Here is a 13,919-nt window from a genome sequence, read left to right as displayed (position 1 = left end):
CGGCGACCGCCGCGGCTCGGAGTGGCCCTCAGCCGCCGGAGCTCTGGCTGCCGGAGGAGCCGTCGGTGTAGCCGTCGAGGGCCCGGTCCCCGGCGCTGTCGGCCAGCCGCTGGATGTCCTCCGGGCTGAGCTTGGTGCCGTTGGCGGCGTCGATGACGGCCTGCTTCGCCCCGACCGCCGCGCCCTCGCGCCCCTCGGCGACGAAGTCGCGCCCCTCCTGGTTGCCGTCCTCGGTGGTGTCGCGCTCGTTGGCCTTCACCACGCTGTCGGTGATCTGCTCGACGAGGAAGTCGGCCGCCTCGCCCGCCAGCGGGACCCGCTCGGTGGCCAGGCCGATGGTGGTGCTGAACGCCGTCTGCGCGTACCCGGCGTTCTTCTCCAGGGCCTCGTTGTACTCCTTGTCGGAGGACGCGTGCTCCTGGTGGACCTCGTCGATCCGGGCCTCGTTGAGGATGCCGCTGATGACGCCGCCGGCCCGGGAGGTGGAGTCGATCTCCGACTCCAGCCGGGCGAAGTCGGTCTGCCCGCTGTCGATGTGGCCGCGCACCACCGCGGTCGAGTACGCCTGGTTGGCGTTGACCACGGCGCCGTACGCGTCCGGGTCGCGGCCGAGCGCGTCGAGCAGGCCGCGGACCGGCGCCTCCTTGAGCCCGGCCGGGGCGCCGTTGACCGGCAGGTCGTCCTTGTGCGGGGAGAGCGCGCGCTGGGTGTCGCCCATGTAGTCGGCGGTCATGTGCCCGAGGCTGTCCCGCAGCGGCGCGAACTTGGCGTCCTCGCCCTTGAGGTCGTCGAGCACGCCGCCGTTGCCGTGGGTGCCGAAGGTCTGCACGACCCGGTTCATGACCTCGGCCTGGTCGGCGGTGTGCTTGGGCGCGACCCCCGAGTGGTCGTCGTACGGCCGGCCGGTGGTGGCCGCCTCCAGGGCGTGGCCGAGGGCGTCCGGACCGCTGCGCATGCCCTGCTGACGCAGTTCGTTCTTCTGCGAGACGGTGTCCGGCGTGTACTCCTTGTCGTGCGTGAAGTACGTCAGGTAGTCCGAGGGCTTGACCTTGCCGTTCGGGTTGACCGAGCCGTCGGTGTTGTACGCGGTCGGCTGGTCGTGGAAGAACTTGGTGGCCGCCTCCGGGCTGTGGCCGAGCGCCTCCAGTACGGCGGTGGTCGGCTCCCAGCCCGAACCGCCCTCCTGGCCGAGGAGGTTGTAGCCGCGCCGGTCGCTGCGCGGGCCCATCACCGGGGCCGGCCAGTACTTGTCGTCGGTGTCCAGCTGGGTGATGTGCTCGGCGATCGGGTTGAGGAAGTGCGGGTCGTAGTCGCCGGTCCGCAGGATGCCGGAGAGCACCTGGTAGCCGTAGGGCGAGTAGTCCAGGCCGCTCTGGCGGTACGGCTTGTCCCACATCGTCTCGGAGCCGGCCTTGCGCAGGTCGGCGGCCCACTGGTCGGACAGGTGGGGCTCGTTGGTGGTGCGGGTGGCGGTGGCCAGGTTGAGGCCGAGGTTCTTCTGCAGCTCCTGGTACTGCTTCCACCGGGCGTCGCTGGCGCCGTTGAACTGCTGCTCGTCGCCGACCATGCTGTTCCAGGCCTGCAGCGTCCCCTTCGGGCCGAGGTCCTGGTAGAAGCGGGTGGAGAACTTCGGGTCGTTCGCGTTGGCGGCCAGCAGCGAGTTGAGCTCGGTGAGTTCGGTGTCCGAGATCTTCCCGCCCTTGCCGGCGAGCTGGGCGGCCCGGATGCCGTCCGCCTCCGGTCCGCCGCCGACGGCCTTGGCGTTGAAGGACTTCACCTCGTCGGCGGAGGCGTCCGAGCGCAGCGCCCAGGCGGCGCGCTCGTCGGCGGCGGTGGCCTCCTGGACGGCCGCGTCGATCGCCTTGCGGGCCGCTTCGGCCTTGGTGCGGTTCTCGTCGTTGTAGGCGCGGCTGGCGTCCGGGTCGTGCCGGGTGGCGTTGTCGGCCGGCGGCCAGCTCACGGTGCCGTCGTCGGTGACGGTCAGCCCGGCGCCGCGGGCGTCCGCGACGGCCTTGTCCAGCTTGGCCTTGGCCGCCTGGAAGTCGTTCCCGGCGTCCTTGAGGATCGAGCCGATCGCGGTGGCCTCGGTGACGGCGGCGGTCAGCTGCTCGTTGGCCCGCTGGAGCTTGGGCCGGGCCTGGTCGGCGGTGGGGCCGCTCCAGTTGGCGGAGTTGACCTTGGCGATGACCGTGTTGTCCCAGTCCTCGTCCATCGCCTTCAGCTTCTTGGCGACGTCCTCCCAGGCGGTGGCGGCGGTGCCGAGGACGTCCAGCTTGGCGGTGCTCAGTTCGTGGAAGTCGACCATGTCGTCCGCCCCCTCAGCCCTTCATGTCGTGCTTGACGGCGGTTTCGTTGTTCCGGTAGTTCGTGGCGCTGTCCCGCAGGGCCTGGGTGAGCTCGCCGATGGTGCTGTTCAGGGCGGCGATCTGCTGGTCCCAGGTGGCGGCGGTCTGCGCGGCCGCCTTGCCGGTGCTCCAGTTGGCCAGCGAGGTGGCCACCTGGGTGGTCTCGTCGTCGGCGGCCCGGCCGTCCCCGTTGAGCCGGCCGTGGATCTGGTCCGACGAGTTGGCGGCGGAGTCCAGCGCCGCGGGGTCGACCCCGACGGTGCCGCCGTCGCCGGGGGCGTTCGCCGAGTTGATCCGGGTGCGGGCACCCTCCTGCTGCCTGGCCGCGGTGGTCAGGTTCCCGTCGGCGTCGTACGCCCAGGGGTTCATCATCCGGTCAAATGCGGTCGCGCGATCCGACATGGTGCTCTCGTCCCTCCCTGCCGGGCACTCTCCCCGGCGGCCCCCGTGTTAGGAATTCGCAAAGAATACAAGGGCGGTGGCGGGCCGGAACCCCTAGGGGATCATCGGGCGGATGTCATACCGCAGCAGCACGGGGCGTCGTCATTCGAGCTCATGGCCCGGACGGTCCGGCCGCACTACGGTGAGGGACGTGTCCACTGTCATCAAGACGGACGGCCTCACCAAGAGGTTCCCCCGGGTCACCGCCCTCGATCAGCTCACCGTAGAGGTGGAGCCCGGGGTGGTCGGCCTGGTGGGGGCGAATGGCGCGGGCAAGTCCACACTCATCAAGATCCTGCTCGGGCTGGCCCCGGCGACCTCCGGTACGGGGCGGGTCCTCGGCCTCGACATCGCCACCCAGGGCTGGCAGATCCGTGAGCAGGTCGGCTACATGCCCGAGCACGACTGCCTGCCGCCGGACGTCTCGGCGACGGAGTTCGTGGTGCACATGGCGCGGATGGCCGGGCTCCCGGCCGCCGCGGCCCGCGAGCGGACGGCCGACACGCTGCGGCACGTCGGGCTGTACGAGGAGCGGTACCGGCCGATGGGCGGGTACTCGACGGGCATGAAGCAGCGGGTCAAGCTGGCCCAGGCGCTGGTCCACGACCCGAAGCTGGTGCTGCTGGACGAGCCCACCAACGGGCTGGACCCGGTCGGCCGGGACGACATGCTGGCGCTGATCCGCCGGGTGCACACCGACTTCGGCATCTCGGTGCTGGTCACCACCCACCTGCTCGGCGAGCTGGAGCGGACCTGCGACCACCTGGTCATCATCGACGGGGGCAAGCTGCTGCGCTCCTCGTCGACCGCGTCGTTCACCGGAGTGACGGCGACCCTCGCGGTCGAGGTGACGGACTTCCCCGACGACCACACCCGCGACGCGAGCGCCGCCGTGCGCGAGCGGCTGACCGCCGCCGGGCTCGCGGTCGAGCCGGAGGGCGCGCGGCTCCTGCTGGTGCGCCTGGCCGGCGACGACACCTACGACACCATCCGCGACGCGGTCGCGGACCTCGGCCTCGGGCTGGTCCGGCTGGAGCAGCGCCGCCACCGGGTCGCCGAGCTGTTCACGGAGACCAGCGGTCAGCAGAGCAAGGGAGGTCCCGCAGATGGCACTGCCCTCTGAGGCCAGGTCGCTCGACACCGGCGTCATCCACGACATCGGGTACCGCGGCTACGCCGGCCCCCGGCTCGGCCGGGCCTACGCCACCCGTTCGCTGTTCACCCAGAGCCTGCGCGCCGCGTACGGCCTCGGGCGCTCGGGCCGGTCCAAGGTGCTGCCGATGCTGCTGCTCGGTCTGGTCACCGCGCCGGCCGCGATCATGGTGGCGATCGCCCTCGTCCAGCGCCAGGACGAACTGCCGGTCGACTACCCGGAGTACCTGGGGATCGTGGGCCTGCTGGTCTCGATCTTCCTGGCCTCGCAGACGCCCGTGCTGCTCTCCCGGGACCTCCGCCACCACACCGTCCCGCTGTACTTCTCCCGCCCGATCACCCGGGCCGACTACGTCCGGGCCAAGTACGCCGCGATGGCCTGCGCCCAGCTGCTGCTGATGACGGCCCCGCTGCTGGTGCTCTACGTCGGCGCGCTGCTCGGCGGGCTGGACTTCGGGCACAACACCGCGCACGTCCTCTACGGCCTGGTCACCGCCGTGCTGTACGCCCTGGTGCCCACCTCGGTCGCGCTGGTGATCGCCGCCACCACGCCGCGCCGCGGCTTCGGGGTGGCCGCGATCATGGGCTACCTGGCGATCAGCACCGCCGTGGTCGGCGTCGTCAGCGGCATCAGCTCGGAAGGCCGGGGCGGCCTGCCGGACTCCGCGCAGTGGACGGCCCTGCTCGCGCCGAACGAGCTGGTGGAGAGCCTGGTGAACCAGCTCTTCGACCTCGGCAGCGGGCCGGACCGGCTGCACGCGCCCGGCGCCCTCGGCGTGGTGGTCTTCGCCGCCACCGCCGCCGCGATGGTGGCCGGCTCGTACGCGCTGCTGCTGCGCCGCTACCGCAACATCTGACAACGCAGGATCTGAGAGGGCGTCATGGCCACCATCACCATCGACAAGGTCTCCCGCTGGTTCGGCAACGTGGTCGCCGTCAACGACGTCAGCATGGCGATCGGTCCCGGCGTCACCGGCCTGCTGGGGCCCAACGGCGCGGGCAAGTCGACCCTCATCCACATGATGAGCGGCTTCCTCGCCCCCTCCACCGGAGCGGTCACCCTGGACGGCGCGCCGATCTGGCGCAACCAGCAGGTGTACCGGCAGATCGGGCTGGTCCCCGAGCGGGAGTCGATGTACGACTACCTGACCGGTTGGGAGTTCGTGCTGGCCAATGCCGAGCTGCACGGCCTCGCCGACCCGGCCGCGGCGGCCCGGCGGGCGCTGTCCCTGGTGGAGATGGAGTACGCCCAGGACCGGAAGACCGGGACGTACTCCAAGGGCATGAAGCAGCGCGTCAAGATGGCCTCGGCGCTGGTCCACGACCCCGCCGTGCTGCTGCTCGACGAGCCGTTCAACGGCATGGACCCGCGCCAGCGGCTGCAGCTGATGGAGCTGCTGCGCCGGTTCGGCGCCGACGGCCGCACGGTGCTCTTCTCCTCGCACATCCTGGAGGAGGTCGAGCAGCTGGCCCGGCACATCGAGGTCGTGGTGGCCGGCCGGCACGCCGCCTCCGGGGACTTCCGCCGGATCCGCCGGCTGATGACCGACCGGCCGCACCGCTACCTGGTCCGCTCCAGCGACGACCGCCGGCTGGCCGCCGCGCTGATCGCGGACCCGTCGACGGCCGGCATCGAGCTGGACGTGCCGGGCCCGGACACCAGGGCGGCGGCGGGCGAGGCGGGCGGGCTGCGGATCCAGGCGGTCAACTTCCAGGGCTTCACCACCCTGCTGCCCAAGGTCGCCCAGCAGGCCGGCGTCCGGCTGTACACCGTCGCCCCGGCCGACGAGTCGCTGGAGAGCGTCTTCTCCTACCTCGTCTCCGCGTAGCCCCACCCCCGGAACCGGACCCCAGGAAGGCCGACCAACCATGAACCCGACCGTCGCCAGGCTGACGCTGCGCGGCCTGCTGGGCCGCCGCCGCGGCATCCTGCTGCTGGTGGTCCCCGCCCTGCTGCTGCTCGTCTCGGCGATCGCCAGCGGCTCCAGCGGGGACAAGCACGACCTGACCGTCAAGATCCTCGGGCAGCTGGGCCTCGGCACGCTGCTGCCGATCCTCGGCCTGGTCGTCGGCACCGGCGCCATCGCCACCGAGATCGACGACGGCTCGATCGTCTACCTGCTGGCCAAGCCGCTGCCCCGCTGGAAGATCATCACCACCAAGCTGGCGGTGGCGGTCGGCACCACCTGGGTGTTCTCGGCGGTCCCGATCCTGCTGGCCGGCCTGCTGCTGTACGGCACCGAGGACGGCCTGGCGCTCGGCTACACCGTCGCCGCGCTGGTGGCCGGTGCCGCGTACAGCGCGCTGTTCCTGCTGCTCGGCGTCGTCACCCGGCACGCCGTGGTGGCCGGGCTGGTCTACGCGCTGATCTGGGAGTCCCTGATCGGCAACTTCGTGAAGGGCGCCAAGACGCTCAGCGTCCAGCAGTGGGGGCTCTCGGTGGCCGAGGCGGTGGCCGGCGAGGGCGCGATCACCGCGGACGTCGCGCTCGGGGTGGCCGTCCCGCTGCTGCTGGTCCTCACCGTGGCGGCGACGCTGCTCGCCTCGGTGAAGCTGGCCGGTCTGACCCTGGCCGCCGAGGAGTAGCGGGCCCGGCCGGCCACGGGGCGGGCCCGCGGCCGGCACCGGGCCTCAGAGCGTCCGGTCGCGGCCCGCGCCCCAGCCGGCCACGGCGGCGACCGCCGCCAGCACCAGCATCAGCAGCAGCGGGACGTTCCAGCCGCCGGTCAGTTGGTGCAGGGCCCCGGCGCCGACCGGTCCGGCCGCGGCCACCAGGTAGCCGACCGCCTGCGACATGCCGCCCAGCTGGGCGGCGCCGGCCGCGCTGTCGGTGCGCAGCACGATGAAGGCGAGGGCAAGGCCGAGCGAGCCGCCCTGGGCGATGCCCAGGATGGTGGCCGACACCCAGGCCCCGGGCACCGGCGAGACCAGCAGGATCGTGATGCCGACCGCGTTCAGCACGGCCATCACCACGGCCAGCGTCCGCTGCCGGGTCATCCGGCCGGCCATCAGCGGCACCAGGAAGGCCCCGGCCACCTGGACCAGGTTGGAGAAGGCGAAGACCAGACCGGCCTCGCTCCGGTCCATCCCGTGGTCGGCCAGGATGGTCGGCATCCAGGCCACCAGGGTGTAGACCAGCAGCGACGAGATGCCCATGAAGAGGCTGATCTGCCACGCCAGCGGCGAGCGCCAGACCCCCTCGATCGGCCGGCCGGCGGGGGCCGCCGCCACCGCCGCCTTCTCCTGGCGCGAGCGCAGCACCTGCGGCAGCCAGGCGACGGCGGCGATCAGGGCCAGCAGCGACCAGGCGCCCAGCGAGGCCCGCCAGCCGCCGCCGAGGGCGTGCTCCAGGGGCACCGAGGTGCCCGCCGCGAGGGTGGCGCCGACCAGCATGGTGGTCGAGTAGACGCCGGTCATGGTCGCCGCCCGGCCCGGGAACTCGCGCTTGACCAGGCCCGGCATCGAGACGTTCAGCACCGCGATCGCGACCCCGATCACCACGCAACCGGCGTACAGCGCGGCCACCGAGGGCAGCACCCGCAGCAGCACGCCCGCGCCGAGCACCAGCACCGCGCCCAGCACCACCCGCTCGGTGCCGAACCGCCTGGTCAGCCGGGGGGTGAGCGGGGCGCCGGCGCCCTGGAAGAGCACCGGGACGGTGGTGATCAGACCGCTCGCCGTCGCGGAGAGCCCGAAGGTGTGCTGGATCTCGCCGACCATCGGCGAGATCGCCGCCAGGCAGGCCCGCATGTTGAGGGCGACCAGCACGATGCCGGTCAGCAGCAGGGCGGGGTGGGCCAGCCGGGTGCGGACGGGGAGCGGGGCGGGAACGAGGACCGGCTGCTGGGCACGGGTGACGGCCATGGGACGTGCTGCTCTTTCGTGAAGACGGGGGACGGACGCGGGAGGGCGGCGGCGGGTGCCGCCTACTTCCGGGCCGCGATGGCGGCGAGGAGCTGCTCGACGGCCGCGGTCGGCTCGGCGAGCAGCGTCCGACACGCGGCCTCGGCGCGGTCCGGGTCACCGCTCTCGATCGCGTCCACCAGCGCCGCGTGGGTGGCCACGACCACCTCGGGCATCTCGTGGTCCCCGAAGGCCGTCCGCATCGACTCCCGCACCGAGGCGCCGAAGTAGCGGTACACCTCGGTCAGCGCGGGGTTGTGCGCGGCCTCGACCACGGCGGTGTGGAACTCCAGGTCGTGCTCGACGGTCGCCTCGCGGCCGGCCCGCTCCGGGTGCGCCGCGATCACCTCCGCCTCGCGGGCCAGCGCGGCCCGCATCCGGACGATGTCCTCGGGCGTGTGCCGCAGCGCCGCCAGCCGGGCGCCCTCGGCCTCCAGCGCCGCCCGGACCTCCAGGACGTCCCGGACGCCGGAGCGCTGCACGCCCCGCAGGACGGAGGCCGGGTCGCTGGTGCTGCGCACGAAGGTGCCCTCACCCTGCCGGGTGGCCAGCATCCCGGCGTGCACCAGCACCCGGATGGCCTCCCGCACGGTGTTCCGGCCGACCTGCAGCCGCTCGGCCAGCTCGTGCTCGGTGGGGATCCGCGAGCCGACCGGCCAGCTGCCGGCGGCGAGCTGCTCGCGCAGCTGGTCGATGGCGGTGTCCACCAGGGAGCGCCGGCCGGCGGCCTGCAAGGTGTCCTCGCTGTGGTCGGATGCGGTCATGGCGGAGCTCCCCTCTGCGCGTCGATCTGCGGTCATCGGTCATCCTACAACCGCTTGCCCGGTCATCCTACAACTGGCTCGCACCTGCGCGGGGGAACCGTCCGGGTCGTCCTGGCGTTCCTCCCGACGACTTCGGTCCACCCCTATTTCGAGGAGAGCGCCCCCATGGTGTTCAAGAAGCTGCTCGGTGCCCTGGGCGTCGGCGGTCCCGGCGTCGACACCGTCCTGACCACGCCGGTCGTGCAGCCCGGCGGCACCCTGCACGGAACGGTCGAGCTGACCGGCGGGACGGTCGAGGCGGACATCCGGGGGATCACGCTGACCCTGGTCGCCCGGGTGGAGATCGAGCACGAGGAGGGGGAGAGCACCGGCCTCTACCCGTTCGCGCGGTTCTCCGTCACCGCGCCGCTGGTGCTGGCGCCCGGCGAGAACCGGTCGATCCCGTTCGCCGTCCAGGTGCCGTTCGAGGCCCCGGTCACCGTCGTCGCCGGGCAGCACCTGCGCGGCATGCAGCTCGGCGTGCGGACGGAGGTCGACATCGCGGGCGCGCTCGACAAGGGCGACTCCGACCCGCTGGAGATCGAGCCGCTGGCGGTGCAGCGCCGGATCCTGGACTCGCTGCTGCAGCTCGGCTTCCGGTTCCGCTCGGCCGACCTGGAGGCCGGCCACATCCGGGGCACCGGCCAGACGCTGCCGTTCTACCAGGAGATCGAGTTCTCCGCCGCGCCGCAGTACGCGCACGTCTGCAACTCGCTGGAGGTCAGCTTCGTCACCACCGCGCAGCGGGTCGAGGTGGTGCTGGAGGCGGACAAGCGCGGTGGCCTCTTCGGCCACGGCGGCGGCGACGTCATCCGCACCCACGTGGTCGAGCACGGCCAGGCCGACCAGGACCTCACCGCGCTGGTCGACGGCTGGATCCGGGCCGCGCTCTGACGGCCGCGCCGCCGGCCCCGGGGCGTCCGGGGGCCGGCGGCGGGTCCGCGGCGGCTAGCCGTAGGAGACGTTGCTGCAGATGTCGTCGTCGGCCGAGCGGGCCTCGTTGACCACCTCGGTGGGCAGCGGCGCCGGCACGTTGGGCGTGGCGCCGGTCGCGGCCGGGTTGGCCGCGGCGTAGTCCTTGCCGAGGACGAGGCTGATGCCGGCCGCCGAGGTGGGCGTCAGCTGGGCGCCCGGGAACATCGCCGCGATCCGCTCCGCGTTGGCCTTCTGCCCGGCGCCGTACTCCACCGTGGTGGTCGCCTTGTTGGTGTTCTTGGCGGTGGTGGTGCCGGTGACGGTGACCTTGTTGGTCTTGAGCGTCTCGGCCGCCTTGGCGGCCAGCCCGGTGACGGTGGTGCCGTTGTAGACCGCGACCTTCACCGGCGGGCCGTCCACGGCGGTCGGCGAGGGCGCGGCCGGCGTGGTCTCGGCGGGGGCCGGGGTCTGCGGCGCGTCCTCCTGCTTGCCGGTGGCGTCCTCGCCGTCGATGGTGCGGTCGGCCTGGAGGGTCTTCCAGAGGTTGTCGACGGCCGGGTGGACCAGGTCGATCCGGGGGCCGTTGTAGCGCCACGGCGTGGTCAGGAACTTGACGTCGTGCAGGTCGATGTTCTTCATCGACAGCGCGAAGTCCATCAGCTTCTTGGCCGAGTCCAGCCCGGGGTCGACCGTCATCGACTTGGTGGCCGCGTCGGCCAGCGGCAGCAGCGTGGTCGGGTTCAGGCCCTCGCCCTTGACCTTGGCCATCAGCGAGGAAAGGAAGGCCTGCTGGCGCTTCATCCGGCCGACGTCGGACTCGTCGCCGATGCCGTGCCGCAGCCGGACGTAGTCCAGCGCCTTCTGGCCGGAGAGCTTCTGCTTACCCTTGGGCAGGACGACCTTGCCCTTCTTGCCCAGGTTGGGGTTGAGGTGCCCCTCGTAGATGTCGTTCGGCAGGCAGACGTCGACGCCGCCGACGGCCTCGGTCATCGCCGCGAAGCCCTCGAAGTTCACCTCGATGGTGTGGTCGACCCGGATGCCGGTGAGCTTCTCCACGGTGTTCTGGGTGCAGGCCGGGTTGCCGGCCTCGCTGTTGCCCACCGAGAACGCCGAGTTGAACATCTGCCCCGGCGACTCCTTGGTCCACTTGCCGTTCGGCAGCTTGCAGGCCGGGATGGTCACCAGCGCGTCGCGCGGGATCGAGATGCCCACCGCGTGCTTGTGGTCCGCGTAGACGTGCAACAGGATCGTGGTGTCCGAGCGGGCACCGTCCTCGTTGCCGCCGCCGAGGTCGCTGTTCTTGCCGGCCCGCGAGTCGGAGCCGATCAGCAGGATGTTGACGGGCTTGTTGCCGTTGGCGTCGGCGACCGCCTCGGGCGGGCGGTCGGTGGCGATCGCGTCCGCGTCGAAGGACTTGATGTTGCCGTTCAGCTTGTAGTAGATCGCGCCGCCGGTGCCCGCCAGCGCCACCAGGACGCCGGCCACCGACCAGGCCACGATCTTCTTGGTGTTCCGTTTCGGCTTGCGGCTGTTGCGTGCGGCCGCGCGGCCGCCCGTCGCGGTGCCGTCGGCCTTCCCGTCCTCGGACCGCCCGCCGTCGCCCTTGCCGCGGCCGCCGCCCTTGCCCTGGGCGGCCCGCCGGGCCTCCGCCCGGCCGCCGGGCCGGGGCGCGGGCACCCGGGCGTCGTCCGCCGGTCCGTCGGTGCCGGCGCCGCCGCGTGAACCGCCGGGCCGCGGGGTGCCGGCCGCGCGTGCGGCGCCGGTGCCGCGGGGGCCGTTCGCGGCGCGCCGCCGGCCTTCCGCCCCCGACGTGCTCTCGTCCCACTGGCCTGACATGCGCGTACCTCTCAGCGGCGGAAGCAGCAATCCTGTACGTGTCCGGCGGGCACGGCCCGGGTGGGCCGGGACAACCGCACAGGAGCACCGCACCGGGAGACGCGGAGCTTCAGCGGAGCATACAAACTCTTTCTTTCACGGTCAGCATCCGGGTGCCGTCGGGCGGCCCGGCCGGTGCTCAGTGCCGCGGGTAGAGCCGCTCCAGGACGACGGCGACGCCGTCCTCGTCGTTGCCGACGGTGACCTCGTCGGCGACCGCCAGCAGCTCCGGGTGCGCGTTGGCCATCGCGACGCCGTGCGCGGCCCAGCCGAACATCGGCACGTCATTGGGCATGTCGCCGAAGGCGATGGTGTCGGCGGCCCGCAGGCCCAGGCGGCGGGCGGCGACGGCCAGGCCGGTGGCCTTGGAGAGGCCCAGCGGGAGCAGTTCGACGATGCCGGCGCCGGACATCACCACGCCGACCAGGTCGCCGGCGACCCGGCGGGCGGTCTCGGCGAGCGCGTCGTCGGTGAGCCCGCGGCACTGGATGTAGAGCTTGCTGAGCGGGGCGGCGAGCAGCTCGCCCTTGTCGACCCGGACCACCGGCAGGTCGGAGCCGATCAGGAGTTCGTAGCCGGGACCGGCCAGGACGTCGCCCTCCAGGCCGTCCTGGTTGGCGGCGACGGCCAGCGGGCCGGTCTCCGCCTCTATCTTGGCGATCGCCAGCGCGGCCAGCCTGCGGTCCAGGGTGAGCGAGGTGAGCAGCTTGTGCGCCCCCGCGTCGTAGACCTGCGCGCCCTGGCCGCAGACCGCTATGCCCCGGTAGCCGATCTCGTCGAAGACCGGCCGGGCCCAGGCGGCCGAGCGGCCGGTGACGACGATGTGCACCGCTCCGGCGCCGGTGGCGGCGGCCAGCGCGGTGCGGGTGCGCGCGGAGACGGTCTCCTCGCTGGTGAGCAGGGTGCCGTCGAGGTCGGTGGCGACCAGCCGGAAGGGCAGGTCGCCACCGGCGCCGGGGGAGACGGGGCTGGGGCTGGTACTGCTCATGGGCCGTGCGTCTCCCGGGAGTTGCATTCGGGCGGTGGTGCGGTGGGCGTTACTTGACCGGGGGCAGGACGGAACGCCCGCCGAGGAACGGCCGCAGCGCCTCCGGGACCACCACCGAGCCGTCGGCCTGCTGGTGGTTCTCCAGGATCGCCACGATGGTGCGCGGGACGGCGACCAGGGTGCCGTTCAGCGTGGCCAGCGGGCGGACCTTGCCCTCCTCGCGCATCCGGATGGAGAGCCGGCGCGACTGGTACTCGGTCGTGTTGGAGGTCGAGGTGACCTCGCGGTACTTGCCCTGGGTCGGGATCCACGCCTCGATGTCGAACTTGCGCGCGGCCGAGGAGCCGAGGTCGCCGGAGGCGACGTCGATCACCCGGTAGGGCAGCTCCAGGGCGTTCAGGAAGTCCTTCTCCCACTGCAGCAGCCGGCGGTGCTCCTGCTCGGCGTCCTCGGGCGTGGTGAAGACGAACATCTCCACCTTCTCGAACTGGTGGACGCGGATGATGCCGCGGGTGTCCTTGCCGTAGGTGCCGGCCTCGCGGCGGAAGCAGGACGAGTAGCCGGCGTAGCGCAGCGGCAGCTTGTCCGCGTCGATGATCTCGTCCATGTGGTACGCCGCGAGCGGGACCTCGCTGGTGCCGACGAGGTAGCGCTCCTCCTCTTCGAGGAAGTACACGTTCTCGGCGGCCTGGCCGAGGAAGCCGGTGCCGTCCATGGCGGCCGGGCGGACCAGGGCCGGGGTGATCATCGGGGTGAAGCCGGCCGCGGTGGCCTGGGTGATCGCCATGTTGACCAGGGCGAGCTCCAGCAGCGCGCCGACACCGGTCAGGTAGTAGGACCGAGCGCCGGCGACCTTGGCGCCGCGCTCGGTGTCGATCGCGCCGAGGATCTGCCCCAGCTCGACGTGGTCACGGGGCTCGAAGCCCTCGGCGGCGAAGTCGCGCGGAGTGCCGATCTCCTCCAGCGTGACGAAGTCCTCCTCGCCGCCGACCGGGGCGGCCGGGTCGATGAGGTTCGCCAGCGAGCGGAGCAGGCGCTCGGCCTCCTCCTTGGCCACGCCCTGTTCGGCGTCGGCGGCCTTGACCTCCTCGGCGAGCGCCTTGGTGCGCTGCAGCAGGGCGGTCTTCTCCTCGCCCTGGGCCTTGGCGACCTGCTTGCCGAGCGTCTTCTGCTCATTGCGGAGCTCGTCGAAGCGACTGCCCGAGGACCGCCGCCGTTCGTCGGCGGAGAGGAGGGCGTCGACCAGGTCGACGTCCTCGCCACGGACGCGCTGCGAGGCGCGCACTCGGTCAGGGTCCTCACGGAGCAGGCGAAGGTCAATCACGGGGCCAAGCCTACCGGGCGGGGGCCCGTCCACCGGTAGCGGATTTCCCCTGGGGATAACTCACCCCATCCTGTGGATAACTCCTGTGGGCAAGCGCCGGGGGGTGAGTTATCCACAGGTGGGTCGGGTGGGCTGTGGATGGCCGGGATCCGGGTGGGGAGAGAGGCCGCCAC

General features: G+C 72.4%; 12 protein-coding genes. 5 read left to right on the top strand and 7 right to left on the bottom strand.

Features of this window, described 5'->3' with window-relative positions; genetic code table 11:
• Positions 1-28: 28 nt before the first annotated feature.
• Both ABZ497_RS24535 and ABZ497_RS24530 read right to left on the bottom strand, forming a co-directional pair.
• Entirely contained in the window at positions 29-2,305 is a 2,277-nt protein-coding gene (locus ABZ497_RS24535; RefSeq protein WP_329488928.1) for a hypothetical protein, read from the bottom strand.
• A 13-nt stretch (positions 2,306-2,318) separates the two neighbouring features.
• On the bottom strand, positions 2,319-2,747 hold the full coding sequence (locus ABZ497_RS24530) for a hypothetical protein (RefSeq protein ID WP_352297741.1): 429 nt from the start codon (positions 2,745-2,747) through the stop codon (positions 2,319-2,321).
• 190 nt (positions 2,748-2,937) lie between these two features.
• Here ABZ497_RS24530 and ABZ497_RS24525 point away from each other — a divergent pair, with 190 nt between their 5' ends.
• From ABZ497_RS24525 to ABZ497_RS24510, 4 genes are read left to right on the top strand one after another with little or no spacing between them, the layout of a single operon-like run.
• Positions 2,938-3,909 (top strand): ABC transporter ATP-binding protein, encoded by a 972-nt coding sequence (locus tag ABZ497_RS24525; RefSeq protein ID WP_329488931.1) that lies wholly within the window; start codon positions 2,938-2,940, stop codon positions 3,907-3,909.
• On the top strand, positions 3,893-4,795 hold the full coding sequence (locus ABZ497_RS24520; RefSeq protein ID WP_359808256.1) for an ABC-2 transporter permease: 903 nt from the start codon (positions 3,893-3,895) through the stop codon (positions 4,793-4,795). The genes ABZ497_RS24525 and ABZ497_RS24520 overlap by 17 nt, the downstream gene beginning before the upstream one ends.
• A 24-nt stretch (positions 4,796-4,819) precedes the next feature.
• The gene (locus ABZ497_RS24515) at positions 4,820-5,767 is read left to right on the top strand and encodes an ABC transporter ATP-binding protein (RefSeq protein ID WP_329488933.1); all 948 of its coding nucleotides are present in this window, start codon (positions 4,820-4,822) and stop codon (positions 5,765-5,767) included.
• Positions 5,768-5,807: 40 nt separating this feature from the next.
• Positions 5,808-6,524 carry an ABC transporter permease subunit gene (locus ABZ497_RS24510; RefSeq protein WP_329488934.1) on the top strand — a complete coding sequence of 239 codons (717 nt, stop codon included), beginning with the start codon at positions 5,808-5,810 and terminating at the stop codon, positions 6,522-6,524.
• A 45-nt stretch (positions 6,525-6,569) separates the two neighbouring features.
• Here ABZ497_RS24510 and ABZ497_RS24505 read toward each other — a convergent pair whose 3' ends face one another.
• On the bottom strand, positions 6,570-7,802 hold the full coding sequence (locus tag ABZ497_RS24505) for an MFS transporter (protein ID WP_329488935.1): 1,233 nt from the start codon (positions 7,800-7,802) through the stop codon (positions 6,570-6,572).
• 62 nt (positions 7,803-7,864) lie between these two features.
• Positions 7,865-8,605 (bottom strand): FadR/GntR family transcriptional regulator, encoded by a 741-nt coding sequence (locus ABZ497_RS24500; RefSeq protein WP_359808255.1) that lies wholly within the window; start codon positions 8,603-8,605, stop codon positions 7,865-7,867.
• A 165-nt stretch (positions 8,606-8,770) separates the two neighbouring features.
• On the opposite strand from ABZ497_RS24500, the gene ABZ497_RS24495 reads away from it, so the two are divergent.
• Positions 8,771-9,538 (top strand): sporulation protein, encoded by a 768-nt coding sequence (locus ABZ497_RS24495; protein WP_359808254.1) that lies wholly within the window; start codon positions 8,771-8,773, stop codon positions 9,536-9,538.
• 54 nt (positions 9,539-9,592) lie between these two features.
• Here ABZ497_RS24495 and ABZ497_RS24490 read toward each other — a convergent pair whose 3' ends face one another.
• The 3 genes from ABZ497_RS24490 to serS form a co-directional block, all read right to left on the bottom strand.
• Complete coding sequence (locus tag ABZ497_RS24490; protein WP_359808252.1) at positions 9,593-11,395, bottom strand: LCP family protein; 1,803 nt, start codon at positions 11,393-11,395, stop codon at positions 9,593-9,595.
• Positions 11,396-11,573: 178 nt separating this feature from the next.
• Complete coding sequence (locus ABZ497_RS24485; protein WP_329488939.1) at positions 11,574-12,422, bottom strand: HAD family hydrolase; 849 nt, start codon at positions 12,420-12,422, stop codon at positions 11,574-11,576.
• A gap of 49 nt (positions 12,423-12,471) precedes the next feature.
• Positions 12,472-13,746 carry a serine--tRNA ligase gene (gene serS, locus ABZ497_RS24480; protein WP_329488940.1) on the bottom strand — a complete coding sequence of 425 codons (1,275 nt, stop codon included), beginning with the start codon at positions 13,744-13,746 and terminating at the stop codon, positions 12,472-12,474.
• Positions 13,747-13,919: the final 173 nt, after the last annotated feature.

It is taken from the genome of Kitasatospora sp. NPDC005751 (genome assembly GCF_040630835.1).
Classification (GTDB): Bacteria; Actinomycetota; Actinomycetes; order Streptomycetales; family Streptomycetaceae; genus Kitasatospora.
The sequence above is the reverse complement of the archived record's forward strand: the minus strand, read 5'-3'. Positions and strand labels throughout refer to the sequence as shown.